Raw genomic sequence first — 26,362 nt, 5'->3', positions numbered from 1 at the left:
CAGACAATCGCGCTCCTGCACTGGTTCGGCCGCCTGCGCATCCGCTGGGAAACCCGCGACGACATCCACGAAGCGTTCCTCAAACTCGCCTGCTCGCTGATCTGCTGGCGCCGATTACGAACGGTGTTGTGTTAGGAGCTCTTAGACTCGAGGCCGTTTGCCCGGCGTCGGCCGTGCGCCACCAGGGGTGCACGCCGCTTCACGCCCTGCCCTGGGCCAGGGCACCGCCGGGTGGGCGCCCGGTTCCGATGAATGAATGAGGGGTGGTCCCGTGCCCGAGAAGGTCACCAAGGACAAGGTGCTGTGCTACGTCGTGCGCGACGGAAAGCTACTGGTGTTCCGGCACACCGAATACAGCTACGAGGAGGTCGGCATCCAAGTCCCCGCCGGCAGCATCCGTGAGGGCGAGACGCCGGATGCTGCGGCACTGCGGGAGGCCCGCGAAGAGACCGGTCTGAAGGACTTCAAGATCGTGCGGAAGCTCGGCGAGACCGAGTACGACATCAGCCCGTACCGGTTCGAACTCCATCGCCGTCACGTCTTCCACCTGGAGCTGACTGAGCCCACTCCGGAGCGGTGGATGAGCCAGGAGGACCACGACGGGGAGCAGGAGCCCACGCATTTCGAGTGCTTCTGGATTCCGCTGGAGGCCGCCCACATCCTCCAGTCCGGCCAGGGCGCCCTCCTGGGACGCCTGTACGACTGATCCCTGTCCGGTCACGGCCCCGGGAGGCAGCCGATGCACCGCATCGAGCAGCACGAGCATGATCCGATCGCCCAGATGTACCGCGGCTGGGACGCCGAGGATACCGACAGCGCCGTATCGGTGATCTTGAAGTTACGCGGTGAGACCTGCGACATCGACTGCCTGTACTGCTACGAGAAACGCAAGGAGACCCCGGGAGGAGCCCGGATCGATGCCGGCCAAGTTCGTCGGCTCTCCGAGCTCTCCAGGGGCGTCCGCTCGCCGTGGAACTTCACGGCGGTGAGCCGCTGACCGCCGGCCGCGACCACGTCGCCGACGTCCTGCGCGAACTCGCCACCTGTGGCACGACGAGCGCGAGGACATGTTCGAGCGGATCCTCGAGGTACCAGCTACACGGAGGATGCGACGCTCTCCTCCGTCTGGATCCCGAGGAGCTGATGCAGCTCCGCTGTCACCACGCGGTAGGCGTTCTCAAGCCTGAGGACCGCGACCGGGTACTCGCCGCGCTTTGCCAAGGCGTGTCCCGTGCTGCGCCCAATCGTCAGCGCCACTGCATGAACGGCTCGTACTCGGCGCCAACGCTCCATCGCAGCGCAACGCCCCGGTCAGGACCGGCCTCCCTCGTGCGTCCGATGTCGTCCATCTCGATACGGATCGCGTCGGAGTCCACGTACGGAAGCTCCAGTGCTGCCGAGAGCGTCAACGCATCGTGCTGCATGCTGCCCGGGTAGAAGCGCTCGAACCACCTGTCGAGATGCGACGCGAGCAGCTGGGCCCATTCCGATGCCTGCGGGGCATGCAGCCCCGCATACAGCGGGCTGTCGGCGGTGACCTCCATGCGCGGGGTAAAGGTCACCTCCGATGCGATGAACTCGGGGGCCGACAGCCTGCCGTCCGCAACGGCCTTGAGCACGGACTGGGCAGCAGGTACGTCCAAGCGGATGTTGTGCTCCGCGCTGTCCGGCTTCCGGTAGCGCAGGGCACCTCCCATTTGTGTGACCCGCAGCGGGGGCTTCGGCCAGGACACGGGCAAGGTTGCTCAGCGGAGCCATGCCCACCCACCGCACCGGGCCCTCGGTCGATGCCAAGACCTCGCGCACCGCGGTGACCACATCGTCGCGCTGGGGCGGAACGTCGTCGGGGGTCAGCCCCTCGACGCAGAAGTACGGGGTGTCGCCGAGGCTGGCGCCGGCGACGGTGGCTACGTCAGGCCGGCCCATCAGGTCCAGCAGGTGCCGGGCGAAGCGGGCGCGCTCCCCACCGACCTCGTCGCCGGTGATCACCATGGCCAGGGTCGGTACCCGACGCGCCGCGGCTGCCACAGCCAGGGCATCATCAGCGTCTCCGCCCAGATCGGTGTCGATGATCACCGGGGTATTGCTCAGGTCCTCCGGCCATGCGCCGGATGCTCGCAGACTCTCTCGAGGGCGGCAAGCCCGGTTCCCGGCAACGCGTCGCCGAGGCGCGTCATCACCTCGTGGTGCCTCCTGAGCTCCTCGACGCTTTCATCTCGTTCGTCTCCCACTGTCGTGGTTCCTTTCTCATAGCTCGGATGTCTGGGACTGGCGTGTGCAACGTCAGGACTGGCCTGGGGAGACGACGGTCTGCGCAGGGTCATCGGTTCGTCTCCTCCTCGGCGAGGGCGGGCGGGCGAAGGATGAGCATGGCCAGCCTGCGCTGTTCTGCCGCATTGGTGCGGTGGTCGCCGGCGATCGTGGGTTCGGCGACGGCGAGCTGCTCGTAGATATCCGCCTGGGCGATGTGGGTGTTGGCCCAGCGCTGACGCTCTGCTTTGAGGACCGGTGTGCCGATGGCTGTGAAAGATGCGTCGAAGGCTGCCGTGTTCTCCTTCTTCAGCTCCTGCAAGCGGGCGTGCAGCAGCCGGGCCGCGGACCGGTTCGCGGAGGCGATCTGCGCCGCCGGGATGCCCTGCGCTGGGTCGGCCGAGCGGAGTCCGTCGGTGATGGCGTGCGGCTCGTCCGGGTAGAGCTCGGCGTACCAGTCGTCGAGGGCGCGGGCGGTCGCGGCACCACCACGGCTACGGGAGGCGCGGCGCTTTTCGATCAGGGTCCAAGTGCGGACGACGTCGCCCCAGCGCTCGTTTGCGCTCTGCTTGGTGATGCCGACGGCGTTGCCGATGTCCGTCCAGCTGGCGCCGCGCTCGATCTCGGCGATGACGGCGGAGGCCACGACGTGGTCCACGAGGCGTCGCAGCTCCAGGGCGTCCTGCAGGATCTCGCCCTTGGGTTGGAGGGTCCGCGGCTTCAGCGGGAAGTCCCGCAGGATCTCGTGGGCGAGTCCGCTGAGTCTGTCGGCGTGGGCGACGTAGGCCTCGTCGAGCGGAGCCATCGTATCGTCGACAGGTCCTCGGTCTGACTCGGGGTTGAAGTGCTCATCTCCAATGTCGTCAGGCTATCCCTGACGACATCAAGTGTCAGGATTTTCCTGACGCGGAGCTGGATTTCGCCGTCCGGCTGGCGCGAAGGAAACGCCCTACGCCGCGCTTGCCGGACACGAGCCCCTGCTCGTCCTTCAACAGCGTCCAGTGCTCGACCAGGTCGTCCAGGTCCAAAGGGGTACGGGCCACGGTCGTCCTCTCGGGGCTTCGCCCCGCGCAGCTGTACGACCCTGGGCTCACCCACACGGGTGGCACCCCTACAAGATCACCGCCGTTTGCGACAGTGCGGGCCTCCACCGAGGTAGCGGTCCGGCGGAAGCCCCATCCGCTTCGCGGATATCTCCGTCGACAACCCCATCGAGGAGTTCATCGAGGAGTTCATCGACAACTTTGACGACGAGCTCGTCGATCGGGCAGTAGCGAGGCCATTTATCGATGGGTCCGGGAGGCGCGCCTCCCATGCTCCGCCCGCGGTGTCGATGGGTGCGGGAGGCAGTACCCACGGAGGACCTGCGGGCCGGCAACCAAGCGGGTCCTCCCGGCCAGCTGACCCCGTAGCCAGCGTCTTTGACCTCGGCTTGTCTCGATGCGATGGCACCGCGGAGAACCGACGGCCACGCAGACGCCCGCGGGAAGTCTTCCGCTCCGACAGCGGCCCTATCGAGTTTGACGACCACTTCGGCTGTGGCCTGGATAACTTCGAGTCCGTCAACGAGATGGTAGCGAAGCCCTGATGACCGTGCTGCACTCCGGTGGCCGATTCGGCCAGGTCAAGCGTGCTCCGGGGTCCTTTCCTCGTCTCGTTGAGCCGCGGACGCTGACGGCGAACCGTCAGGAGCCAACTGCGCAGTGGGGTTTGAGGGTTGTGCACACATCCGGTGTCTCTACCGGGTCCGCGTAGGCTGTCTTTCGCTTCTCCGTCTGGTCGTGTGCCTGACGGGACGTACGGGCCGTCAGCGATGCCGCGCGTACGTCCTGCGTGGCACATGACGGCATCGCAGGACCAGGAGGAGCGACTCGGTGAGCAATGGATTAGAACCGCAGGACGACTCGGAGCCACATGGCGAAAAGGAGGCCGGCGGTGATGCACCACCTCACCGGGGAGATCGCAAGGTGCGCGACGTCGTCGTGGCTACAGCGGTGAACGTTGTGGCGGGCACCGTCTCCGGAGTGATCGCTACGGTCGCAGGAGAGGCGCTGTTGCGGGCGTTGGGCCTGAAGTAAGGCCCTGAACGCACCGCGCCCCGAGTGTTCCCGCACTCGGGGGCGCAGGCGATTTCCCGTCGGACCCTGGCTGAACTACTAAGGGTGGTCAGGGTCCGACCACTACTCCAGACCGTGACTCCGGCCCGGTTTTATGTGCTCTGACCTGGTGGTCTGCACACGGTGTCTCTTAAGACCTGACAAGCCTGGCAGGGCGACGTCAAGTCTTAAGAGTCATCCGTGATGCACGGTACCCCACGATGACGCGTATAACTTGACCGCATTGGGTCTCGCAGCCCTCTGACCTGCGGTGATGGCGCCTGTAAAGTTAGCCATGTCGAACGCTCCCTTGCGCAGACGGACCGCGGGCCTGCGGTGTCCGCCGTCCGCCCAGCCGGGGTCCTACAGCACCCCGACCATGGCGTTGTCCTCCCAGCCGTCGTCCTCCTCGAAATAACCCTCCATGGCCTGTGAGTTGGTGGCCCATCCGCCTGGGCGGCGATGGCCTTGCGGTCGGCCCCGGCGCGTTTGGCGCTGGAGGCACCTGTCCAGTCTCATTGGATCTTGCTTTCGCGGGGCCTTCTGAACAGCGAGGATGCACTTTGACTGAGTGGGGACCGCGCCCGTGTCTCATCTCGTCGTGCCCGCGATGGGCAGATGCCGGCGTCTGTCTCACTTCATCGTGTCTGCTGGCCTGAAAGGATGGCCGCGGCGGGTCGGCGCTCTGAGTACTGATGGGCGATCTTCCTGGCCGTTGAACCAGTCGATAGGTTCACCTCCATGAGATCACCACAGGCGGACGTCCAGCATTCGGCTTCGTCCTGGCAACAGCCCTGTCCTCCGCAAGCCTCCGCAGAGCGCAACATGCTGGTTGAAGAGATCGCCAAGCGCATCCTGGCTCTCGGTCAGGGCCGCCTGCTCGTGGGGATCGACGGCTTCACCGCTGCTGGGAAAACGAGCTTCGGTCATGAACTGGCTGAGTGGATCAGTGTTGCGGGACGGCCAGTGCTCCGGGCGACTCTCGACGACTTCAAAAAGCCGTGGAGGGACCGGCACCTCCATGACCGGGAGTCTGGTGAGGGGTACTACCGCAACGCGTATGACTATGAGGCGATCAAGCGTCTGCTGCTGGATCCCTGCCGGTCATCGGAAGCGACATTCTGCGTGCTGTGCAGCATCGACCCACTGACCCCGCGAGACCACTCATCAGAGGTGACGCCGCTTGGGGCGGACGCGGTGCTGATCGTGGATGGTGTCTTCGCCTTCCGCCCCGAGATCAATGAGTACTGGGACTTCCGCATCTGGTTGCAGGTGGATGCGGAACTGTCTGTTCAGCGGGGTGCCGAGCGCGACCAGGACTGGGCCGGAACTGAAGCAGAGTCGATCCACCGCAACAGGTATCTGGTGGCCGAGCACATCTATCTTCAGGAAGTCGACCCGTTGCCGATGATGGACGTTGTCATCGACAACTCAGTGTTCGCGCGTCCGCAGGTCGTGGCATCGTGATGTCAGCATGCTGCCAGACGGGTGGGTGACTCAGCGAAGACACACCGCCTATTGGCTGTCCTGCGGTGGTCAGTTCGCCGGTTTGGGTGTGATGTAGCGGTAGATAGTGGAGCGTCCGGTCTTGAAAGTCTGGGCGATCTTCGGGATAGAGGCACCTGAGTCGTAGAGCTGCTGTGCTTGCTCGGCCTGTTCAGGAGTGAGTACGGGCCGCCGCCCACCGGCCCTGCCGCGGGCGCGGGCGGCGGCCAGGCCGTCGTTGGTGGCGGCGAGTACGAACTCGCGGTGCAGGGTGGCGAAGGCGGACATCATGCCGAAGAAGTCGCGTCCTTCGAGGGTGTTGCTGTCGATGTTCTGCTCGACGGCCTGGAGCCGGATGCCGCGGTCTCGTAGTTCGGTGCCCACGATGATGAGGTTCTGGACGGAGTAGAAGAGCCGGTCGAGCCGGGTAATCGTGATGGTGTCGCCGGAGCGGAGCCGGGGCAGCAGCAGGTCCCGCTCGGGCCATGCGGTCTTGTGCCCGTTCGTGCGCTCGACGTAGATGTCTTCTTCCGCGACGCCGGCGCGCATGAGCGTGTTGATCTGCCCAAAGACGGCGAGCGGGGCCACGATCCACACCCGCCAGAGGCGTGGCGCGTACCGTCCGGCCGACGCTTGACCCTGTTGATACCACCTCGGTTTTCTGCCACCCCTCAACCTTGTGTGCGCGCTGCCCACGCCTGGCCGTGGAGACGGCTATTCGGCGGTGCATCGACACCCGGGCCTGGGCGCCGCGAGGTGCACCTGCTAATCGTCGTCCCCCGCCCGCTGCGCGCTGGCGTCCTGCAACACGCCGTCCAGCGCGTTCTCGGTGTCTCCGCTGGGCTCTGGCCGCTGCGCCCCGTGGGAGCCGTCCTCCGGCTTTCGCCGCCGACGAATCACCCGCGCGCCGAGAGCAGTGACCACGGCTGTGATCACGCTGGCGGGCAACTGGGTCAGCAGTCCCTGGGCCAGCAGGTCCAAGGCTGTGTCGAGCATCCCGTCCTCCTGAGTTTCGTCCGCTCGTTCTCAACCCAGGCTCTGACGGCAGAAATGGCCGTTGACGTGCGCTGACGGTCCAGCACGGCTCCACACGTCACCGCACGGCTTCGGACGCTGTACTTTGTCGACTGGACAGCGTTGGACAGTTCTGGACAGCTACTCACGGGGACGCTCATGGCCAAACTCACCGCACCGTTATTCGCCCCGGGCCCACGCCTGCAGTTGAGCGATGAATTGCACACGTTGCATCGACGCGGCGGGTGGCCTTCAGTACGCGAACTGGCCCGCTCGCTCGGCAACGGAGTGGCCAGCTCCAGCCGGATCCACGACGCCTTCACAAAGCCTCGCCTCCCCGGGTGGGGGCTGCTGGAAGTGCTCGTAGCTGAGCTGGCAAGCCGTGTACCAGGCGGTCTGCCGGTGGAGCACGAAGTCAAGCGATTTCATAATCTATGGGACGCAGCTGCTGCTGAAGACCTCTCCGGGTCTGCTACCGCCCTGGATGCTGCCCTCAAAGCCGCGCTAGACAGCAGCAACCTCTCGGAAGCGATCAGACTGGGCACACAGTTGCTGGCCTCGTCCACATTGGCCCAGGACCACCCCCAGAACCTCCAACGCCGGCACCAGCTCGCCGATTGTCGTGGGGAGGCCGGCGAAGCCGCGGAGGCTGCAGCCGCCTTCACAGATCTCGTGCAAGACCGGACCCACGTCCAGGGCCCCGACCACCCCGACACCCTCGACGCCCGACACAACGCTGCCCACTGGCGTGGGGAGGCCGGCGAGACTGCCGAGGCTGCAGCCACCTTCCCGGAACTCGTGCAAGACCTGACCCGCGTCCAAGGCGCTGACCACTCCAACACGCTGAAGGCCCGGGAGGCACTCGCCCACTGGCGCGGGGCGGCCGGTGACGCCGCGGGCGCGGCAGTCGCCCTCACGGACCTCGTAAAGGACCGGACCCGCGTCCAAGGCCCCGACCACCCCGACACCCTGGCCAGTCAGAAAGTGCTCTTGTTCTGGAGAGGTAGGAATTATCTTCGATCCTCCTCCCCTACGCAGCCACATGCACCGATCTGACCTGCACTTGGGACAACCGCAGCCCCGGCGGGCGCCGGGGCTGCGGTGATCGCGCCACACGGCGAGACGCACCCAGGGGGCCGGACGACCGTCCGGCCCCCTCGTCGTGGCCCTGTTCTCCCGAAGCTGCCGCGAAGCGACAAGTAACTCAGCGTGCGGTTAGGGCCTGCGTCTCGCTGCGGGGCTCGGGCACCTCGCCGGTGAAGAACGAGCCCCCGCCGCCCGCGCTGTCTTCACCCGCACCGGCCTCCTCGGCAACCAGGTCATCCAACCGGGAGCGTGTCGCCGCCGACATCCGGCCCATCGTGGACGCACAGAACCGTTCCTCGAAGGTGCTGACCGCCGCCCTCACCAGCCGGGCGATACGCCTCGGCGTCGGCGGCTCCAGCCGGTCCTTGCAGCAGCGGGACCACCGCCTCCGCCAGCCGGTCCCGGCTCAGCTCCACCCCGCACAGCTCGACCGCGAGCCACTCGGCGAGCTGGACGGGACGAGGGCGAAGGTGTTGAGAATGGAAGGGGGTGGGCACGGCCCTCTACAGCACGCCGTGCAGCGCGTTCTCCCGGAAGCCGTCGTCGTCTTCGCGGTAGCGGCGCATGACCTTGCTGCCGGGGGCCCATCCGCCCTGCTTCTCGGCCTGGCGGTCGTCGTTGCCGGCGCGGGCGGATTCGGTGACCAGTCCGCGGCGGGGGCTGTGGCCGGTGGGCCGGATGGGGAGGTTGGCGCGGGCGCCGAGTCGGGTGAGGACGTCGCCGACGGCCTCGGGGGAGAGGCCCGCGTCCATGACGGTGGCCCATCGGTTGTGCAGGCGGCGGAAGGCGTGGCCGTCGGGGTCGGTGAGGTCGGCGGCCTCGCGCCAGCGGTGCCAGCTCCGCACCGGGCACAGGTGGGCGCGGGTGCCGTAGGGCACCTGGACGGTGCGGGGGGAGATTTTGGAGACGCGGATGTCGACGACCAGCCCGCGGCCTTCGGCGTCGTCGGTGACATCGCGCAGTCGCAGGGCGGCCAGTTCGTGCTCGCGGCCGGCGACGGCGAAGTGAAGGGACATCAGGGCCAGGTCGCGGATGCCGGTTCGGCCGGGGGGCACCGTGGCGGCGATGGCCTCCATGTGCCGGACCAGCAGGGCCTCGGCGGGGCCGTGGCCGCGCTGTTCGCCGGCCTTCTCCATGGCCGTGACCTTCGCCTTGAGCAGGGCGCGGGCCTCCTCGGCGATCTCGACGGGCAGCACCAGGCGGTGCTGGCGCCGGGCGGTGACCACCACCCCGGACAGGCGGCGGTCGATGGTGGCCGGCGCCATCAGAGCTCCGGGCCGGCGGCCGGGCTGGATCCAGCACCACTCCACGAACAGCACGAGGGTGCCCGACCGGACGGCGAGCGGCGGCAGTCCGGTCTCCGCGCAGAAGCGTTCCCACGCGCGCCAGTCGGCTCGGTACCCGCTGCGCGTCTTTTCGGGCCGGTTGTCCTCGACGTGCCGGGTCGCGTCGCGGTCGAGCTGTGCCAGGCGGGCCTCGGTGGTGGGGTCGTACTGTCCGGGGAGGCCGGCGGTCGACCCGGGCCAGGGCGCCACCTCGGGCCCGGTTGCCCTCGCCGGCGCCAAGGTGCAGCGGGGCGGCGACACCTGCCAGCCCGTCGACCGCGTGACGCCCATCCTGATCCGCGAGGGCTGGGACAGCCGTCCCGAGAAGATCACCTGGCGTAACGGCGCCTCCACCGAGCAGAAGCACCAGTTCACCTTCACCCACACCTACTCTGCCCGCGGCATGCTCACCGGCCACCTGCCCTCCCTGCCCAGCATTCAGGGCAAGGCGAAGGCGAAGGCGAAGATCAACAAGAAGAACAAGCAGCAGGGCACCGCCATGTTGGGCTTCGAGCTGGAGCTGTCGGCCGACATCAGCAACGGCGAGACCATCGAGTACACCGTCCCCGCCAGCAGCATGTTCATCGCCAAGCGCGGCATCTGGAAGCAGACCTGGGCCATCAAGCGCTACCAGCGGTGGTCCAACTGCCAGGAACGCTGGTCCCACGCCGGCAACATGACCGGTGTCGGAAGCATGATCTACACCTCCTCCAAGAAGCTGTTCCGCTGAACCTTCGGCCAGCGGGCCTCCCGCCCGTACACGCGTCCCGCAGGGCACATCGCTCTCTGCGGGACGCACCCCGTCAGCCGCGCCGCCACCACCGACGGCGCGGCGCTGGCTCCTCGTGTGCGGTCGCGCTTTGACTCGGCACCGTCGGCGCCGCAGCCGGGGGGGCCGGCGGGGGAATGGGGGTGCAGATAAGAACCGCGTCACCTGCCGCAAACAACTGACCTACTCCGTCGAGCAGTCCCGCGGTGGCGTCATACGGGTACGGCCGCACCCCGTTGTACTGAACGTACGCGGGATCACGTGTGCTGGGACTGTCACACCTGGACGGCGTCGCGGTCCCGGCTCGGTCCGCCGCGGCGCACCTGGTAGACGCCCGGACTCACCTGGTCGGAGTGCTCGGCGACATTCGATGCCAAGTTGGCAGGCCACAGAGTTTTCCAGTTCCAGGTTGCTCCAGTTGGAAGACGCATGTTTGTAGCACCCGTGAGCATCGCGCCGCTCAGGTTCGCGCCGCTCAGGTCCGCGCCGCTCAGGTCCGCACGGCGCAGGACCGCATCGCTCAGGTCCGCACGGCGCAGCTCCGCCCAGCGCAGGTCCGCGCCGGTCAGGTTCGCGCCGCTCAGGTTCGCGCTGCGCAGGACCGCATCGCTCAGGTCCGCACGGCGCAGCTCCGCCCAGCGCAGGTCCGCGCGGCTCAGGTCCGCGCCGGTCAGGTCCGCGCCGGTCAGGTCCGCACGGCGCAGCTCCGCCCAGCGCAGGTCCGCGCGGGTCAGGTCCGCGCCGGTCAGGTCCGCGCCATTCAGGTCCAGCCGATCCGTACCGGACTGCCGGGGCTGGCTGAGGTGGGCGGCCACAGGGGGTACTGCTTCGCGGAGCGGCTCCTCGTGCTGGGTGATGGCTTCGGCGGTCGACGCGATAGCCCAGGCCGGGGCATCGGGACAGGCCAGGTAGAGCAGTCCGCGCAGACGGGCTGCGTGCTCGGCGCGTTCGTCGTCCGTCATGTCGCCTCCAGCGTAGGCCGAGGACTCACAGCGGGTGCCTGCCGCATGACACAGATGGGACAGCGGTAGTTGGGCACGTTGCTGACCGACAGAAGGAATTGGATGGCCTCGTATTCGGCCCGCTGCACGGTGGCTGTGGCACTGTCTCGCGAGGGCGCTGCCCCTCCCATGATGATCTCGATCAGACGGGTGAAGTGCTGTTCTGCTCGATCCCAGTCGGTTTCGGCGTCCGGAGTGGCAGCTTCGTTGAGGGGGTGACGGGCGCCGAACGCGCGGACTGCCGTCTGGACGTCCTCGCTGCCCTGCTTGTACACGTCGTGCAGGGTGATCACGAGCCATCTCCGGAGGCTGGCGGAGGGCTGGGGGGTGCGGCCAGGCGGCTTAGTTCGCTGAGCACGTCGCTCAGCTCGCGTGCGTGATGGGCATTGATCTGCTCGGTGATGACGTAGCCGGCAGCCGCTCCGACAATGGCGGGGATGGCGGCCCAGCCCGTCAGAGAGAGCGGCCATGCGCACCACTGAGGATGGACTCCGGCGGGCGAGGTGATGCCGAGCATCACCTCGTAGGCGTCCGCCCAGCCGATCAAGAACCCGTTCAGGGCGTACAGCATCCCGCACACTGCCAGCACCACGGCGCCGCGGCTGAGCAGCCAGAACCCGAACTGGGGCAGGGCGTGCCGGTCGGCCCAGCGAGCCCGTAACCGCTGCCGTCGCCTCGGCGGCGGGGGGCCGCCGGGCGGAGGCGAAGGTTGGTGGGACACATCGCCCACTGTAGTAGCGAGAATATTTACCGGGCAGGTGAACGGCGGCTTGCCCAGGAGGAATTGGGGTGAGCCGTTGCAGCGCGGTGCGGCCGGGCCCAGCGAGGACGGGTAGCACAGCGCCGCGGCGCAAGGTGCGGCCGGCACCCCAACCTGCGGTTGTCCAGCTCACAGGCGGGCCGGGACAAGCCTGCAAGTGGTGTCCATCAACCGATCGGTTCCTGGGCACGAGCCGCGCAGCGAGCATCAGGGCTCTTCACGTGTCCAAGAAGGGTGTGCGACAAGCTGGCGGCGATGGCGAAGCCACAACAGCACTGGCCAAACACCAATTTCGGTGTGACGTACGCGAGACCTGTGGACAACCGTGCCGCAGGGTCGCTGGACGCCGGTAACATCGTGTCTGCTTCACCGGATTCTCCTCGAACTCCGCTGAACTGCCTCGCAGTTCAGCGGGACCCATCGGTTCCTGATCCGCAGGGACCGAACTGAGAAGAAGGTGAGGTACATGCTGTGAGCGTCCCCCTGGGCAAGCGCGGCAAGGAAAGGTGGCCCAAGCCAGACAAGTGGCAGGTCATCTTGACGGCGGCGAGCTTATTGGTGGCGATCATCGCGCTGGTGGGACAGTTCGCTCAGTGAGCGCCCACCCTGGGTCCGGGAGAGACCGCGGCCGCTGGACATGCAGCGAGCCCGGTCCTGAGGAGATCGACCGGGCTCGGTAGCTAACTGCAAGAGGCTCGTGTCTCTGGTGGCCGCCGGAGATTCGGGCCTCTTTGCATGCTCTGACCTGGGCCGTGTGCATGCGGCAACTCTTAAGTTCCAGCGGCCCCAGCTGGGGCGTGCAAGCTTTAAGAGTCGAGAAAACTGTAACGCACTCACATAACGCACTTACGCACTTTGACGCGTAAAACTTGGTCCCGACTTCTTCGGGCCCCTGGCCTGTGAGGTTATCCGGGCTGAAGAACGCCCGGCGCCCCCATCCCGACAGCCTGTCAGGGCGAACCTGACGAACCCCTGCACGCGATCAGCTGTCAGGGCTACCCTGACAGTCATGACGACGGACACCTCGGCCCCCGCCGGCACCCACCCCCGGCACCTGTCCCCCCGCGACGAATCCCGCGTCGCCCTCGCCCGCTCAGCCTGGCGCCTGCGCGACGAAGCCCACGCCCTAATTCCCGTCGACCCGGACGCCCCCGCCGGCGGCCTCCTGCGGCAGGCACTCGCACTGGAGCGGCTGGCCCAGGGCCTCGTCGAGAAGGCTGTCATCGCCGAGCGCGAACGCGGCACCACCTGGGAGCAGCTCGCCGGCGCCGCCGGCACCACCCGGCAGTCCGCGCACGAACGCTGGGCCGCAGACGTGCAGACCTGGGCCCGCCTGGGCTGGACCGCCGGAACCACCCAACCGACCGCGGACATGGCCGCCTTCCTGGACCAGCAGTACGCCCAGCTCCACCCCGACCGCCCCGACGCGGTTTCCGCCGGGCTCGACGCCACCAGCCATCCCGGCTCGGCCGCCTACGAAGATGCCCAGCGCACCCGCGGGCAACAACTCCACACCCGTCGGGACGAACTCGACCGCGACCGGGGGCGCAACAGCGAGGACTACCAGCGCCTCAAGCACCCGAGCGACCAAGGCGGCTGGCTCCAGCTGGCCGCCAACCTGACCGCCAACGTCGATCTGAACGAAGCCCTTGCCCAGGTCTACGACGAGCTGGTCGGCGCGGAACCGGCCCTCGCCGACGAGCACCGGGCCAGCGCGGAGAAGTGCCGTGAGTACGTCAACAACTCCCGTAAGTTCGCCGACATCGCCCTGCAGCGGGCCGGGGAGCTGTAGAACCGCCCGCCGACACACACCGAAGCGCCCCCAGGGGCCGGACGATCTGTCCGGCCCCTTCGTCGTGTGGCGCGTGCTCCGAGGGGCCCGGACGATCGTCCGTACCCCTCGCCTTGCTCCGTGACGGCAGAAAGTCGCTGGTCATCAAGGTTGCGCGGCTAAGTCGGGTAGCCGGGTCACGTTGCCGTGACCCGGCTACCCGACTAAGGCGACGGTGATGTAGGCCGGCGGCGGTAGCAGTGCGGTCGGGCTGATTCAAGTTCCCGCGAAAGGAGGGCCCGTAGCAGCCTCGCGCAACGCATTCAACGCCCCGTCCTCACAAAGTCGCAGGTCAGAAGCCGCGAGTAGGCACGGCGAACAGGCAATAATGTCGTGGAACGGGCTCGTGGGCGGGATACCTCCGCGTGTGCGGAGCGGACGTCGCTGCCCACACCCGCACGGGACTTCAAGGCGGGATACCTCCGCGTGTGCGGAGCGGACATGGGTTCGGGTGGTCGGCTGAGTGCAGGCTGCGGGATACCTCCGCGTGCGCGGAGCGGACGCCCCCTCCCCTCCCTCTCCGTAGCCAGCCGTCGGGATACCTCCGCGTGTGCGGAGCGGACCGGCTCCGTGCCAACGGAACTGACCACGGGGTCGGGATACCTCCGCGTGTGCGGAGCGGACTTCGTGACCTGCCGCGTTAGGGAGGCTTTGCGATTTCCTTAACAAGGCGCTGGTGGCATGTGCGTGGATGTTACTCGCGTACGAGGCCGTCGAGGCAGTCGAGGCGGATGCTCTTGCCGTCGATCCGATACGGGCGGGGGCCAGCTACTGTCGCGCGTTGCGGGAGAAGGAGAACGTCGCAAAGGGCGCCGACGTCGGCCCACCCAGTGGGGGTGTTGGTGTCGGGAGTTCGCCCTTGGAGCCATCGGTAGTCGACCTGGATGGTGCGGTTGATGAGGTCGCGGATGGCAGCCTTATCGCCGGGTTTGACGGTGAGGGGAAGCGGCCGGTGGCGTGCGCACCGGTCGAGGTACGGGGTGCCGTCGGCGTCGGTGAAGACGGGGAGGATGCGGACGCTGTCGGCGCCGAGCCGGGTCACGAGGAGGTGTTCGTCGTCGATGGTGGTGAGGGGGTGCAGGTCCCGGACGATGTCGGGGGTGGGGATCGTGGCCTGGTCGGCGAGGGTGGCCATGGCCTGTTCGGTGGCGATGTGGTCTGTGCCCGCGGTGGTGGTCCAGTCGTCGGCGTAGACGCTGTCGACGAGGTGTTGGACGTCGCCGGGGATGTTGCAGGTGTTCGCGGGGAGGGCCTGGAGGGCTGTGAGGGTGCGGGCCAAGAGAGTCTCGGGGTAGACGTTGCCCCAGTGGCGAGGTGGGAGTTGGCCGGTGGGGACGAGGACGGTCATGGCTGGAGTTGGAGCCCAGGCGGGGCGGTGGGGTCGGGGGTGGCGTTGGCAGCGGCCCGCGCGTTGGAGGAGGAGGGCGGCGGGGGCAAGGTCGCTGATGACGTGGTCGAAGTCGACGTCAAGGGACTGCTCAATGACCTGTGTGGCGACGACGATGAACGGCCGCTTCGGGCGCGTGCCTTTGGGGCCGGTCCAGTATTCGATGCGGCGGGTGATGCCCTGACGTTGGCGTGCGGGCATCCGGGCGTGGAGGAGCTGGACTAGGGCGCGTCGATCGCCGGGCCATGCCTTGCGGAGGTGCCGGGCGGTGGCTTGGGCGTCGTTGACGGTGTTGCAGACGACGAGGACGCCGCCGTCCTGGGTGTCGATGAGGGGCTGAAGGGTCCGGGTGAGAGTCGCGGTGCGGCTATGCGGGCTGCTGGCGGTCGCGCCGTGCTGGACGTGGTGGAGGTTGACGGTGAGCTGTCGTGCCCGGGTGGTGGGAAGAGTGGGGCTGGTGGTGACGGTTCCGGTGGCGGCGTCCACATGGGTCCAGCCCGGGTAGGTCGGGGCGATGGTGACAGGGGTGGTGTGTCCGGAGCCGGTCCGGTAAGCGGCCACGAGGTTCGTTGCGATGGCGCCGGTGAGGGTGGCGGACATGAGGACGACCGGGACACGGAGGTGCCCGAGCCATTCGAGGAGGCGTTCGGTGAGGCGGTGTCCATAGCGGTCATAGGCGTGGGCCTCATCGATGATGACGGTCTTACTGGTGAGGCCGAGCCAGCGCATAGCGTTGTAGCGGGTGGGGAGCACGGCGAGCGCGGCAGTGTCCCAGGTACCGACGGCTGCCCCAGCAAGGAGACCATGATGGCGTCCACGGAGCCACTCCCCGGCGATGGTGGAAACGTCAGTGCAGTCGGAGACGACAGTTTGTTCGGGGTCGTAGTCAGCGTTGAGCCACGCCATGGAGTGCAGGAGGGTGACGGCCGTGTCGCGAGTGGCGGTACGGGCGGTGTGCGCGCGGACGCGGCGGTGCATGGCGTCGGTGGTCGCCATCGTCGGGAGGAACACGCCCAAGCCCTCAGCGCCGGAGGCATGGCCCAGCACGTGTGCGGCGTAGAGCGCTGATTCGGTTTTCCCGTCGCCGGTGGGAGCGGTGATGAGGACCAGGCCAGGCCCCTTGGCGAGCTGCGGGAGGCGGTCAGCAAGGTCCTGCTGAAGCGGGTAGGGGTCGGCGATGAGCGGAAACAGATCACCGAACGTAGCGGCCGGTGCCCAGGCAGGGGCGGCGAGTTCGGCGCGATCAACGGCACGGGGGGCAGCCGCGCGGGCCCGGATGGCGTGCGCGGTCCAGTCGCACGGGTCGGGGGCGGCCAGGCGCTCATGCTGGCGTGTGCGGAACCAGCCACGAGAAGAGGCGATCCAGTCCGCGAGGATGATCAAGCCGGTCGCCAGGACGCAGGCGCCGGCGGGAGCGAACCGGGCCGGAGGCTCCGGGGCCCCGCACAGGTCGTGAAGGGTGTTCAGGTGGGCGGCGCGCTGCTCGGTCCAGCCGGGCCCGTCGCCGACACGCGGGTCCTGGCGCTCGGGGGCGTCGATCGTGCGGGCATTCAGGGCCTCTCCGTAGGTGCCATGGTGGCCGCCGAGGATCTGCCCGACCTGGTGGGCGACGGAGCGGAGCGGGCGCCGGTGGCCCGGGTAGCCGAGAGCGGCCAGGAGTGCGGGGGCGGTGAGGTGCGAGACCCGCTCATGACGGACCCAATCGGTATCGCTGCTCTTGTAATTCGGATCGTCAAGGAGACCCGCGGCCGCCTCGGGGGCCTGCGCCTGAAAGGACGGGCACGCCTTTCCAAGATCGTGGAGTCCAGCCCAGAACATGATCAGAGTGCGGGCGTGTCCCTCCCCCACACCCCAGCCGTCAGCGATCGTGCGGCGCTGACCGGCGGTGAGGTAGACGTCCCACAGGCGCCCGGCGATCATCGCCGTGTCGATCAGGTGGCAAACGACCGGATACGGCACACTGAGGTCCTCCAGGCCGTGCCATTTTCCCCACAGGCGATGGTCAACAGACTGACATATCACGGGCGTTGATCCTCTCTACGAGTGAGTGACGAGTGGCTCCGCTGGTGCAGAACAGGCTCGACGAGGCCGAGCTTGGCGTAGCGGGCGGCTGGCGGGACACCTCCGCGTGTGCGGAGCGGACGCCTCCCCCACGATCATCGCTGACGTGGAGTTCGGGACACCTCCGCGTGCGCGGAGCGGACGTGTTGCAGCGGTCCTTGCCGGGGGCAGGATCCGGGACACCTCCGCGTGTGCGGAGCGAACGTCCTCACCCACGAACCAGTGGCTCGTGCCGGCGGGACACCTCCGCGTGCGCGGAGCGGACCAGGACCCGTACAACTAGGCGATCGATCCAGCTGGGACACCTCCGCGTGTGCGGAGCGGACGGCCGGGCCGCCATCGACCCGACGAGCATGGGAGGGACACCTCCGCGTGTGCGGAGCGGACCGCACAACCAGCAGCGCGTGAACCTCTTACGGCGGGACACCTCCGCGTGTGCGGAGCGGACATTGACCTCCTTGGCGAGGTTTTCGACGGCGGCGGGACACCTCCGCGTATGCGGAGCGGACAACGTCGGCCCGATGCGGACCTAACGGAATCACGGGACACCTCCGCGTGTGCGGAGCGGACGATTGAGCTACGACCGTCGGGCGGTCGTCCTTCGGGACACCTCCGCGTGTGCGGAGCGGACGGTGGCAACTGATGTGCTGCCCCCACCCCGGCCGGGACACCTCCGCGTGTGCGGAGCGGACCTCGTCGCGGGCTTCGGCCGCTCGCTTCTCCGCGGGACACCTCCGCGTGTGCGGAGCGGACACGTTCCATCCGTCTTCGCCATCAGCGTGGGGCGGGACACCTCCGCGTGTGCGGAGCGGACGTGCTGCACGCCATCGAGGGCCCGGGAGGCGCCGGGACACCTCCGCGTGTGCGGAGCGGACGGTCTGCGGCTCGTCCTCAACAACGTCACTGACGGGACACCTCCGCGTGTGCGGAGCGGACACCTTCGCGTTGGCCTTGTCCTGGATCTTCTTCGGGACACCTCCGCGTGTGCGGAGCGGACACCTCCGGATAGAACACGGGCTGTGGGGTGGGCGGGACACCTCCGCGTGTGCGGAGCGGACCTCAGCACCCTGCGCCGATGGGAAAGGCAAAGCGGGACACCTCCGCGTGTGCGGAGCGGAGCGGACGGCATGTCTGAGCAGCCTTTTGTCCCCGATGACGGGACACCTCCGCGTGTGCGGAGCGGACGCCTCAGGAGGAGCTGCGGGAACCTCCTCCAGCGGGACACCTCCGCGTGTGCGGAGCGGACGCCATCGGCAACGGCGACACCACCGGCGCCACCGGGACACCTCCGCGTGTGCGGAGCGGACCGACTCAGGGGAGACACCATGGACCCGATCAGCGGGACATCTCCGCGTGTGCAGAGCGGACCGCTGACTGACGCCGAGGCGCTGCGACACGGCTGGGACACCTCCGCGTGTGCGGAGCGGACGGGCCGGGGTAGAGCCACAGGCCGCCCACCTTCGGGACACCTCCGCGTGTGCGGAGCGGACCCGCCGTCTACGACGCCCACAGCGGCAAGCAGCGGGACACCTCCGCGTGTGCGGAGCGGACCCGCACCCCCCAGGGGAGTTCGGCGGATTCAACGGGACACCTCCGCGTGTGCGGAGCGGACACATCGTCATCAGCGATGGATCCGCTGATCACCGGGACACCTCCGCGTGTGCGGAGCGGACTAGAACTCGCGGATCAGGGGCTGATTCACGGGCGGGACACCTCCGCGTGTGCGGAGCGGACGCGATCAGCCGGTAGTTGGCGCCGGCCATGCGCGGGACACCTCCGCGTGTGCGGAGCGGACGCGCTGGGGGTGGCCGAGCACCTTGGTATCGGCGGGACACCTCCGCGTGTGCGGAGCGGACAGCGCCCTGGTGGTCCTGGTCGACGTCGACCACGGGACACCTCCGCGTGTGCGGAGCGGACGACATACATGATGTCGTCGATCTGCCGGAAGGCGGGACACCTCCGCGTGTGCGGAGCGGACGCCGGGCACCGGACCTTCGCCACCCCCGAGGCCGGGACACCTCCGCGTGTGCGGAGCGGACCCACTTGAGGCTCAGACCATGGCCTGTGCCGTCGGGACACCTCCGCGTGTGCGGAGCGGACGCCTTGGGGCACCCGGATGGTGATCTGAGCGTCGGGACACCTCCGCGTGTGCGGAGCGGACAATTCGGTTGTCTCGTCGGCGAGTTCCTTATCCGGGACACCTCCGCGTGTGCGGAGCGGACGAACCACGCCTCGCCTGCGGAAACCTGGCTTGCGGGACACCTCCGCGTGTGCGGAGCGGACACTTCGCGACCTGCGACGTTCAGACAGCTTTGCCATTTCATTGCTCGTGGTGGGGCGCGATGGAGAGCAGGCCGAGACCGTAGGCACGGCCTTGGCCGATGCCGGTGGTGATGGCGTGACGGAGATTGTTGGGGTTGGTGATGGTGGCGATGCCGTCGAAGCGGGTGACGGTGAGGCGTGCTCGGCGGTTGGTTCCTCGGGTGGCCAGGACAGGGGGTTGGGGGCTGTCGAGGCTGAGGTTGAGGGTGAGTCCGGCGCGCTCGGCTTGGCGTTCCCACCAGGTGACGGCGTCTTCGCCGGTGAGGGGGATGCGGCGTCCGCGGGGGCGCTTGCCGGGGCCGTCTTTGGGGCTGGGCTGGCTCTTTGTCGGGTTGGCGTCGATGCGGTAGCGGACGGTGCGGCCGAGGGCGGCCCAGTCGAGTAGGGGGCCGATTTCGCGGTATTCGACATCGACGCCGGGGGCGGTGTAGTTGGAGGGGAGGGCGTTGCGGTTGATGGTGATGTTGGTGGACTGGATGAGGAGGGTTGCGCCGGTCCGTTCGCGTTCGAGGCGGTAGAGGATGTTGTGGGCGGCGCGGGGGGTGGTGCCGAGGATGTCGGGGTAGAGGGCGCTGACGCGCTGGTGGAGGGCAGTGTGGTCGCGGAGGTCCTGGTGGACGTCGCGGCTGCGCGGGTTGAGAGGGAGGCGGGCGAGGTGGATGGTGGCGACGCTGTCCGCCGTCGAGGCTGGGGTCTGTGTAGTTGTAGCGGTGGTCATGGGGTGGGCTCCTAGGCGGGGGCGGGCTGGGTGTAGTCGGCGAGGGCGTTGATCCAGTCGGTTCCCCTGCCGGCGCAGAGGTGGGCAGGGAGGGTGCGGCTGATCTCCCAGATGTCGCGAGTGGTGAAGGTGCGGCCGGGGGCCGGGGTGTCGCGGACGGTGGTGGTGGGCGGCGCGTCCGGCGCGGGTGGGGTGTCGTGGATGAACGTGATGTTGATGGTGTCGGTGCTGCGGGGCGGCTCAGTGTGGAGGGGGGCGTGGTCGAGTTCGGCCACGGGGTCGGTGATGTTCGCGCGGAGAAGGATGGGGGTGTCGGGCGGGCAGGAGCGGCGGCCGAGGTAGGGGGCGAACACGGGCGCGGCGAGGGCTTCGGCTGCGGGGGTGGTGACGGCCTCGGGGCCGGTGACGGCGACGGTGAACGCGGCGTCGGCGAGGTACCAGCGCTCGGTGAGCATGGTGCCCTCGCCCAGTTTTTTGCGGGTGCCGTCGGCGGTGGGCGGGGTTAGTTCGCGGGGGTAGCCGCCTCCGATGGTGTGGAAGTCCATTTCCCGGTGCCCGGCGCGGTCGATGCGGATCACGTAACGGAGTTGGGCAAGGTCGTCGTTGCGGTGGTCGCGCGAGCGTCCGAGGGCGGAGGCGATCAGGCCGGTGAGTCCGGAGCGCGAGGGGTAGCGGCCGGTCGGCCTGACCTTGAAGTCTGCGCTCGTGCCCCAGGACTGCCAGGGGGCGGACAGGTGGATGAGGAGTCCGGGCATGTCTTCCTTTCGAGCGGGAGGTGCAGGAATCCGCGATGTGGAGCTGGCCCAGGTGGATGAGGGGGCCGGACACGGGGGTTCCTGGGCACCTCCGCGGGTGCGGAGCGGACCGGACGCCTGGCAGGCCGTAGGCCTCCGCGACTGGGACCCTTCCGCGGGTGCGGAGCAACGCGCCTCAGGGGTACGGGAACCATGCGCCGTACGGGGCATCTCCGGGGCAGAGGTGGGGGCGTCGGTCAGGTGGTGTGCTTGGTGATGGTTTCGAGGGTGCGGGTGATGAGCTGGTCGAGGTTGTCGGCGCGGTCGCCGAGGGCGTCGAAGGTGGTGTCGGCGAGGGTGACGTGGGCCTGGTCGGCGATGTGGCGGGTGCCGAGCATCCGGTTGTGGGCGGCGGCGTGGGTGTTGAGGGCGGCCAGGGAAGCAGGGATGTAGCCGTTGGTGGTGGCGGGGATGGGGGTCTCGTAGGCGCCGACCAGAGAGACGGGGCGGTCGGTGCGCACGCTGATGTGGATGAGGTGCGGGACAGTGTGGGGTGCAGTGCCGGACGCCTTGGCGGGGAGGATCGCGAGGGGGAAGGCCCGAATGAATTCCTTGACCACCTCGTGGGCGGTATCAGTGTCGCCGTCGAGGTTGTCGACGAGTTCGCGGACGTTGAGGGTGGCGTACCGGTAGAACGTCGCGGAGGTGTACCTCTGGTCGCCCATGTGGCCCGCGCCGGTCTCCTCGCCTGCGTCGTGGATGAGGTCGTCGACTGCGCTGAAGAAGTCGATCTGTGCGGGTCCGGCGTGGGTGGCGATGCTGTGGGCCATCTGGATTGCACCGGTGACGGTGGATCCGCCCTCGTTGGCGAGCATGCGGCCGAATGCCGCGATGGACGCGTTGCGCTGCCGCAGGACTTCGAGGACGGCTTCCTTGAGGGTCTTGCGCGTGGGGGCGGGCACCTTCTTGAAGGCGGCGGCGAGGGGGCCGGTCTCGTCGGCCTCGTCGTCGCGGTCCTCGCCGTCGGCGGTGGTGTCGCCGTTCTTGTCCTTCTCCGCTTCGGTCTTCTTCTTGGCCTTGTCGATGGCGGCCTGAGCGGCGGTCGCGGCCTTGGTGAGGGCGTCGCGGTGGGTGGTGGCGATGTCGGCGAGGGCGTCGAACGCGGTCTCGGGGAGGAAGAGGAGGGCGTTGGTGCCCCCACCGTCGGTGACGCCGAGGCCCTTGATCTCGGCGGCGAGGATCAGCATCTGGGCGGCGGCGAGGGCGGTGGTCTCGTCCCATCCGCCTGCGGTCAGGCGCTCGGCGACGGCGAGGGGCGTTCCGCGGGTGCGGCGGGCACGGGTGTCGAGGGCCTGTTCCATGTGGGTGCGGGAGTGGCGGCGGCCGTGCTGGGAGGAGAGGCGGGGGCGGCTGACGCCGCCGTAGGTGGCCTGCTTGGGGGCGCCCTGCCGGTCGCGGTTGAGGTTGCTGTACGGGGTGGAGTGGACGATGTGGACGTCGACGTAGAGGGGGGTCATACGCGGTTCTCCTTCGGGGCGGCGTTGGCGGGGTTGGTGTAGGCGCGGGCCCAGTCGATGCGGACGTCGGCGGCCCATCGCTGGTAGCGGGTGAGGTCGCGCAGGAGGACGGGCCAGCGGATGGGCACGTTGTTGGAGCGCAGCAGGCTGACGGTGGAGGGAAGTTCGGTGATGAGCGCGGGGTAGTCGAGTTCGCAGAGGTGGGAGAGGAGGCCGGTCGCGGTCTCGCGGCGCATGCCGGCACGGGCGGCGTGGGCGAGGGACCAGCCGAGGTTCTCCCACGGTTTCGCGGGCTTCGCGATGCGTTCGGTGAGGGGCTTGTCGCCGGCGCGGGGGCTGGGTGCGTCGTGGACGGCGTAGAGGGAGGCGATGAGGAGGAACGGCTCCTCGGCGCGGCGGAGTGCGTGCTCGGGGATGTCGTCACGAATGGGGATGCCGCCTGCGGGCATCAGGTGCACGTACATCTGCCAAGGGTCTTCGAGGCCGTCGACCAGGCCCTGACGGAGGACAGCGCGGCCTTCGGGGGTGTTGCAGGCGCGGCGGACCGTGGCCATGAACCGTTCGTGGACGGCGAGACCGTTGCCGTTGCCGTTGGCGGGGGGTGATTCGGTCGACATCGGCATGCTCTTTCTCGTGGTGGCGTACGGGTGCTCTGGCTAGGCGGCGGTCTTCTTCACGTGCGGGTGCGCTTGGCCTTGGGGTTGGCGAGCTGGGCGCGGGCGATGGCGATGGGCATGAGGCCGGTCGGGGTGGAGGCGTCAACGCGGGTGGCGTCGTCGTACAGGTCGACGGCCAGGGCGAGGAGGTTGGGGTCGGGGCCGTCGTTGATGGCGGTCCAGAAGCGGGATTCGGCGCGGTCCCAGTAGGCAGCGAGGGTGTTGTCGAGCCAGGCGCATTCGCTGCGCGGGTCGGGGCTCATGCCGCGCCACGCCGTTTTGAGGGCGGCGGCGAGGGCCTTGGCGGTGTCCTCGGCGGTCTGGCGGGTGCGGGTGATGAGGGCGGCCCGTTCGGGGTGTGAGCCGGCGAGGCAGTCGGCGATGGAGACGGGGGTGGTGTATGCGTACCAGAGTTCTTCCTTCTCCTGCTTGTCCTGGTGGCAGCCGAGGGCTCGAGCGCGTACGGGGCCGATGCGGTCGAGGACGTCGGCGGGGAGGCTGTCGAGGACACGCAGCCAGGTGGGAAGGGTGACGCCGTTGGTGGTGTCGTCGCCGCGGCGGGCGTGGATGAGGGTCTCGACGTCGCGGAGCATCGTCCGGCGGTGGTTGGCGCGGACCGGGCCACCCTTGAGGCGGTTGATGAGGAAGGGGTCACCGGCGGCAGCGATGGCTTCGGCGGCGGTTTCGAGCGCCTTCTTCCCGGAGACCGTCTTGATCGCGGTGGGCACAGGGGTGCGCCAGGCGATGCGGCATCCGGTCACCCGACCGGTGCCGGGGTCGGGGATGGTGTGAACGGCGTGGGCGGCGCGATTGATGAGGCGGCTGACGGGACCGGTGGGCAACTCGGGCCGCAGCGGGTCGGGGAGGGTGTCCTGTTCCCATTCGGGGAGGTCGAGGCCGGCCAGGGCGATCACGTCCGGCGGCGGACACGAAAGGAGCAGGCTGTGGAACTCATTGCCTGCGTGGGGGTGCCAGGAGATTGCCGCGCGGAGGGGGGCGGCGGCCATCGACTTGTGGGTGACGCCCTGATGGTTGCGGTTGGCGCCGAGTCCGCAGGGGCCGTAACCGCGCCACACGAGGATCCACCACAGGGCCTCGTGAGGGGTGAGAGGCTCGCCTTGCGGGGTGCGGTCGGTCCAGGGCTGGCTGTTGCCGGAGGCCCGGGTCATGCACAGCTTGCCGGGCGGCGCCAGGGTGCTGCACTCGTCAGCGAGGCGCGGATCTTGGAGGAACGGCCGGGCCGGGTGGTAGAGGTCGAGGCGGTCAGCCCACTTGGTGCAGTAGGCAGCGACAGCAGCAGGGTCGAGGTGGCCGGCGTCGATCAGCTCGTCGAACCGGTCCTCCCACGCCTCGAGGTTACCGGTGTGCAGTCCGCTGATACGCATGGCCAGGGCAGCAAGGAGCCGGCGGAGGGTGGACTCGACCGCGACGTTGGGGACGTCGAGGATGCCGAGGTGCGCACCGGTCAGCGCAGCGCTGACACCGACCATGGTTGTGGCGCCCGGGACCGCGCCAGGGACGAGCGCGGCGAGGCTCTCGGGGTCGGCCGTGGCGTTCCAACGCATCGGGATACATGGCGAGTTAGCAATGTTGAACGTTGAAAGGTCCACCGACACGGCTGATTCTCCGTCCAGTTGGGGCACCGAAAGAGCAACTGACCTGCGAAGATCGCCTAGTTGGCGAGGAACCTCCGGCGCGGTGCGCTTCAACTTAAAGTACGGCCATATGCCTCAGCAACTGACCTCGGAGACTGTCAGAGGGGGCCTGTAGCCTGGTCCCGCAGCCGCTCCGCGCTCACAGAGACCCCTCAATGGGAATTGCACATAACGGCTTAAAATGCTCCCGCTCTGCATACGCGGAGACATCTCGTAGCGTCCCCGCAGGCACACGCCCGCACTTTGATAACGGAATCGCAAAGCGCCTTTAACGCCGCAGGTCGCAAAGGGTCCACTCCGCACACGCGGAGGTGCGCCGCAGGCTGCGACAGGAACGACTCCAATTGGAGTGTCCACTCCGCACACGCGGAGGTGCGCCGGAGCGGAGGACCTGGCGCGGGAGGCGGTCACCGTCCACTCCGCACACGCGGAGGTGCGCCGCCTGGAGAGGTCGAAGTCCGGAAGCGGGTTCGGTCCACTCCGCACACGCGGAGGTGCGCCGACATTTCCCAGGACCACGAGGATCCACGTTTTGTCCACTCCGCACACGCGGAGGTGCGCCGGACGAGCAGGTCTCGAAGAAGACGCCGGCGCCGTCCACTCCGCACACGCGGAGGTGCGCCGCAGGTGGCGGTGGTCGACGACCGTCAGTGACGGTCCACTCCGCACACGCGGAGGTGCGCCGGTGATCGTGTACTGGAGGCTCGGGCTGAGGCCGTCCACTCCGCACACGCGGAGGTGCGCCGGCACAGCAGCGCAGGAGGGCACGCAGGGCCAAGTCTGCTCCGCACACGCGGAGGTGCGCCGGACGCTGACATCCGCTCCCCGCACTGGGAAGCGTCTGCTCCGCATCCGCGGAGGTGCGCCGCCGCAGATCCGGTTGGCAGAGGTCGGATTGACGTCTGCTCCGCACACGCGAAGGTGTCCCGATCAAGCAACTTCTGGGCCGCGGTTCCGCCCAGTCCGCTCCGCATCCGCGGAGGTGTCCCGCTGAAGGGCATCCCGGCTGCGAATCCGCAGACGTCCGCTCCGCACACGCGGAGGTGTCCCGAGGGCCCATCGGCGTATACGCGTGCACCGTAAGTCCGCTCCGCACACGCGGAGGTGTCCCGCCCTGCTGGGCTACCCCGGCCACGTGATCGCGGGCCGCTCCGCACTCGCGGAGGTGCACCGCCCGCACAGCGCATGACCGTCCACAGGGGGCTGTCTGCTCCGCACACGCGGAGGTGTCCCTGCTCCTGGACGCATCGCCAAGGGGGAAGTGCGTCTGCTCCGCACATACGGAGGTGCGCCGTCGAGGACCCCTACGACGCGAACCGGGCGCTCGTCCGCTCCGCACTCGCGGAGGTGCGCCGTAGCGCGGCGGCTCGTCCAGTCCCTCAACGATGTCTGCTCCGCACACGCGGAGGTACGCCGGTCCCGGGTCCACACGATCCCGGCCCACACGAGTCTGCTCCGCACACGCGGAGGTACGCCAACGCCGAGCGTCCCGAGCTGTGCTCCCCGCCGACGCGGGGGCCGCCGCTCCCCCACCGTGCTCCCCGCCGCTGCGGGTGAGGTTCGCCTAGATGAATGAGTCCGATGTTCTCAGTGGTCGAAGGCGATGAGGGATCGTTTGGTCTTGGCTCCGGTGGTCCAGTTGTGCCAGATGCCTGCTGCGAGGGCGAGGAGTCGTTGGCCGGTGCGGGCGAAGAC

The 26,362-nt window shown here is 68.5% G+C and carries 23 protein-coding genes, 3 pseudogenes and 3 CRISPR repeat arrays; of the genes and pseudogenes, 8 read left to right on the top strand and 18 right to left on the bottom strand.

All coding sequences use genetic code 11. The features are described from left to right. From AB0C96_RS40970 to AB0C96_RS40960, 3 genes and pseudogenes are all read left to right on the top strand, one after another. Window positions 1–135, top strand: a pseudogene (locus AB0C96_RS40970) (IS5/IS1182 family transposase); the annotation flags it as partial. A gap of 136 nt (window positions 136–271) precedes the next feature. Next, complete coding sequence (locus AB0C96_RS40965) at window positions 272–706, top strand: NUDIX domain-containing protein (RefSeq protein ID WP_362925141.1); 435 nt, start codon at window positions 272–274, stop codon at window positions 704–706. A 33-nt stretch (window positions 707–739) separates the two neighbouring features. Then, window positions 740–997 carry a hypothetical protein gene (locus AB0C96_RS40960; RefSeq protein WP_362925139.1) on the top strand — a complete coding sequence of 86 codons (258 nt, stop codon included), beginning with the start codon at window positions 740–742 and terminating at the stop codon, window positions 995–997. A gap of 98 nt (window positions 998–1,095) precedes the next feature. Here the strand turns inward: AB0C96_RS40960 and AB0C96_RS40955 are convergent, their stop codons facing one another. The 4 genes and pseudogenes from AB0C96_RS40955 to AB0C96_RS40940 all read right to left on the bottom strand — a co-directional run bounded on the left by AB0C96_RS40955 (window position 1,096) and on the right by AB0C96_RS40940 (window position 3,055). Then, complete coding sequence (locus AB0C96_RS40955; RefSeq protein WP_362925137.1) at window positions 1,096–1,293, bottom strand: hypothetical protein; 198 nt, start codon at window positions 1,291–1,293, stop codon at window positions 1,096–1,098. After that, complete coding sequence (locus AB0C96_RS40950) at window positions 1,248–1,733, bottom strand: hypothetical protein (protein WP_362925143.1); 486 nt, start codon at window positions 1,731–1,733, stop codon at window positions 1,248–1,250. The genes AB0C96_RS40955 and AB0C96_RS40950 overlap by 46 nt, the downstream gene beginning before the upstream one ends. A gap of 34 nt (window positions 1,734–1,767) precedes the next feature. Then, window positions 1,768–2,028: pseudogene (locus tag AB0C96_RS40945) on the bottom strand (nucleoside hydrolase); the annotation flags it as partial. Between the two features lie 292 nt (window positions 2,029–2,320). After that, window positions 2,321–3,055 (bottom strand): hypothetical protein, encoded by a 735-nt coding sequence (locus AB0C96_RS40940; protein WP_362925135.1) that lies wholly within the window; start codon window positions 3,053–3,055, stop codon window positions 2,321–2,323. A 2,116-nt stretch (window positions 3,056–5,171) separates the two neighbouring features. Between AB0C96_RS40940 and AB0C96_RS40935 the strand changes: the two genes are divergently transcribed. Beyond that, the gene (locus AB0C96_RS40935) at window positions 5,172–5,813 is read left to right on the top strand and encodes a uridine kinase (protein WP_362925134.1); all 642 of its coding nucleotides are present in this window, start codon (window positions 5,172–5,174) and stop codon (window positions 5,811–5,813) included. 69 nt (window positions 5,814–5,882) lie between these two features. On the opposite strand, the gene AB0C96_RS40930 is transcribed toward AB0C96_RS40935, so the two are convergent. Beyond that, window positions 5,883–6,419, bottom strand: a complete 537-nt coding sequence (locus tag AB0C96_RS40930) for a recombinase family protein (RefSeq protein ID WP_362925132.1) — start codon at window positions 6,417–6,419, stop codon at window positions 5,883–5,885. Window positions 6,420–6,596: 177 nt separating this feature from the next. After that, window positions 6,597–6,827 carry a hypothetical protein gene (locus AB0C96_RS40925; RefSeq protein WP_362925130.1) on the bottom strand — a complete coding sequence of 77 codons (231 nt, stop codon included), beginning with the start codon at window positions 6,825–6,827 and terminating at the stop codon, window positions 6,597–6,599. Between the two features lie 306 nt (window positions 6,828–7,133). Between AB0C96_RS40925 and AB0C96_RS40920 the strand changes: the two genes are divergently transcribed. Continuing rightward, window positions 7,134–7,901 (top strand): hypothetical protein, encoded by a 768-nt coding sequence (locus AB0C96_RS40920; RefSeq protein WP_362925128.1) that lies wholly within the window; start codon window positions 7,134–7,136, stop codon window positions 7,899–7,901. A 148-nt stretch (window positions 7,902–8,049) separates the two neighbouring features. Here AB0C96_RS40920 and AB0C96_RS40915 read toward each other — a convergent pair whose 3' ends face one another. Next, window positions 8,050–8,253: a hypothetical protein gene (locus tag AB0C96_RS40915; RefSeq protein WP_362925127.1), complete on the bottom strand. Its 204-nt coding sequence runs from the start codon at window positions 8,251–8,253 to the stop codon at window positions 8,050–8,052. A 181-nt stretch (window positions 8,254–8,434) separates the two neighbouring features. Then, entirely contained in the window at window positions 8,435–9,466 is a 1,032-nt protein-coding gene (locus tag AB0C96_RS40910; RefSeq protein WP_362925126.1) for a tyrosine-type recombinase/integrase, read from the bottom strand. 70 nt (window positions 9,467–9,536) lie between these two features. Between AB0C96_RS40910 and AB0C96_RS40905 the strand changes: the two genes are divergently transcribed. Beyond that, complete coding sequence (locus tag AB0C96_RS40905; RefSeq protein WP_362925124.1) at window positions 9,537–9,986, top strand: hypothetical protein; 450 nt, start codon at window positions 9,537–9,539, stop codon at window positions 9,984–9,986. Between the two features lie 314 nt (window positions 9,987–10,300). Here the strand turns inward: AB0C96_RS40905 and AB0C96_RS40900 are convergent, their stop codons facing one another. The 3 genes from AB0C96_RS40900 to AB0C96_RS40890 are packed head-to-tail and all read right to left on the bottom strand — an operon-like array spanning window position 10,301 to window position 11,618. After that, window positions 10,301–10,987 (bottom strand): pentapeptide repeat-containing protein, encoded by a 687-nt coding sequence (locus tag AB0C96_RS40900; protein ID WP_362925123.1) that lies wholly within the window; start codon window positions 10,985–10,987, stop codon window positions 10,301–10,303. Continuing rightward, a complete protein-coding gene (locus AB0C96_RS40895; RefSeq protein WP_362925121.1) occupies window positions 10,984–11,319 on the bottom strand; it encodes a hypothetical protein in 336 nt (111 codons plus the stop codon). The genes AB0C96_RS40900 and AB0C96_RS40895 overlap by 4 nt, the downstream gene beginning before the upstream one ends. Beyond that, on the bottom strand, window positions 11,316–11,618 hold the full coding sequence (locus AB0C96_RS40890) for a DUF6313 family protein (RefSeq protein ID WP_362925120.1): 303 nt from the start codon (window positions 11,616–11,618) through the stop codon (window positions 11,316–11,318). The genes AB0C96_RS40895 and AB0C96_RS40890 overlap by 4 nt, the downstream gene beginning before the upstream one ends. A 639-nt stretch (window positions 11,619–12,257) precedes the next feature. On the opposite strand from AB0C96_RS40890, the gene AB0C96_RS40885 reads away from it, so the two are divergent. Further along, window positions 12,258–12,383 (top strand): hypothetical protein, encoded by a 126-nt coding sequence (locus AB0C96_RS40885; RefSeq protein ID WP_362925118.1) that lies wholly within the window; start codon window positions 12,258–12,260, stop codon window positions 12,381–12,383. Window positions 12,384–12,795: 412 nt separating this feature from the next. Continuing rightward, complete coding sequence (locus tag AB0C96_RS40880; protein WP_362925116.1) at window positions 12,796–13,578, top strand: hypothetical protein; 783 nt, start codon at window positions 12,796–12,798, stop codon at window positions 13,576–13,578. Between the two features lie 390 nt (window positions 13,579–13,968). Beyond that, window positions 13,969–14,241: direct repeats of the CRISPR family, unit length 29 nt; unit sequence CGGGATACCTCCGCGTGTGCGGAGCGGAC. Between the two features lie 70 nt (window positions 14,242–14,311). Here AB0C96_RS40880 and cas3 read toward each other — a convergent pair. The 7 genes and pseudogenes from cas3 to AB0C96_RS40845 form a co-directional block, all read right to left on the bottom strand. Continuing rightward, on the bottom strand, window positions 14,312–17,026 hold the full coding sequence (gene cas3, locus AB0C96_RS40875) for a CRISPR-associated helicase Cas3' (protein WP_362925115.1): 2,715 nt from the start codon (window positions 17,024–17,026) through the stop codon (window positions 14,312–14,314). A gap of 92 nt (window positions 17,027–17,118) precedes the next feature. Continuing rightward, a CRISPR array of direct repeats spans window positions 17,119–19,348; the repeat unit is 29 nt; unit sequence CGGGACACCTCCGCGTGTGCGGAGCGGAC. 37 nt (window positions 19,349–19,385) lie between these two features. After that, complete coding sequence (gene cas6e / locus AB0C96_RS40870; protein WP_362925113.1) at window positions 19,386–20,105, bottom strand: type I-E CRISPR-associated protein Cas6/Cse3/CasE; 720 nt, start codon at window positions 20,103–20,105, stop codon at window positions 19,386–19,388. 11 nt (window positions 20,106–20,116) lie between these two features. Further along, complete coding sequence (cas5e, locus tag AB0C96_RS40865) at window positions 20,117–20,860, bottom strand: type I-E CRISPR-associated protein Cas5/CasD (protein WP_362925111.1); 744 nt, start codon at window positions 20,858–20,860, stop codon at window positions 20,117–20,119. 236 nt (window positions 20,861–21,096) lie between these two features. Next, entirely contained in the window at window positions 21,097–22,356 is a 1,260-nt protein-coding gene (locus tag AB0C96_RS40860) for a type I-E CRISPR-associated protein Cas7/Cse4/CasC (RefSeq protein ID WP_362925110.1), read from the bottom strand. Beyond that, the gene (gene casB / locus AB0C96_RS40855; protein ID WP_362925108.1) at window positions 22,353–22,973 is read right to left on the bottom strand and encodes a type I-E CRISPR-associated protein Cse2/CasB; all 621 of its coding nucleotides are present in this window, start codon (window positions 22,971–22,973) and stop codon (window positions 22,353–22,355) included. The genes AB0C96_RS40860 and casB overlap by 4 nt, the downstream gene beginning before the upstream one ends. Before the next feature lie 56 nt (window positions 22,974–23,029). After that, a complete protein-coding gene (casA, locus tag AB0C96_RS40850; protein WP_362925106.1) occupies window positions 23,030–24,577 on the bottom strand; it encodes a type I-E CRISPR-associated protein Cse1/CasA in 1,548 nt (515 codons plus the stop codon). A gap of 380 nt (window positions 24,578–24,957) precedes the next feature. Continuing rightward, a CRISPR array of direct repeats spans window positions 24,958–26,144; the repeat unit is 19 nt; unit sequence CTCCGCACACGCGGAGGTG. Between the two features lie 110 nt (window positions 26,145–26,254). Further along, window positions 26,255–26,362, bottom strand: a pseudogene (locus AB0C96_RS40845) (IS982 family transposase); the annotation flags it as partial.

The organism is Streptomyces sp. NPDC048506 (assembly GCF_040651315.1).
Classification (GTDB): domain Bacteria; phylum Actinomycetota; class Actinomycetes; order Streptomycetales; family Streptomycetaceae; genus Streptomyces.
The sequence above is the reverse complement of the archived record's forward strand: the minus strand, read 5'-3'. Positions and strand labels throughout refer to the sequence as shown.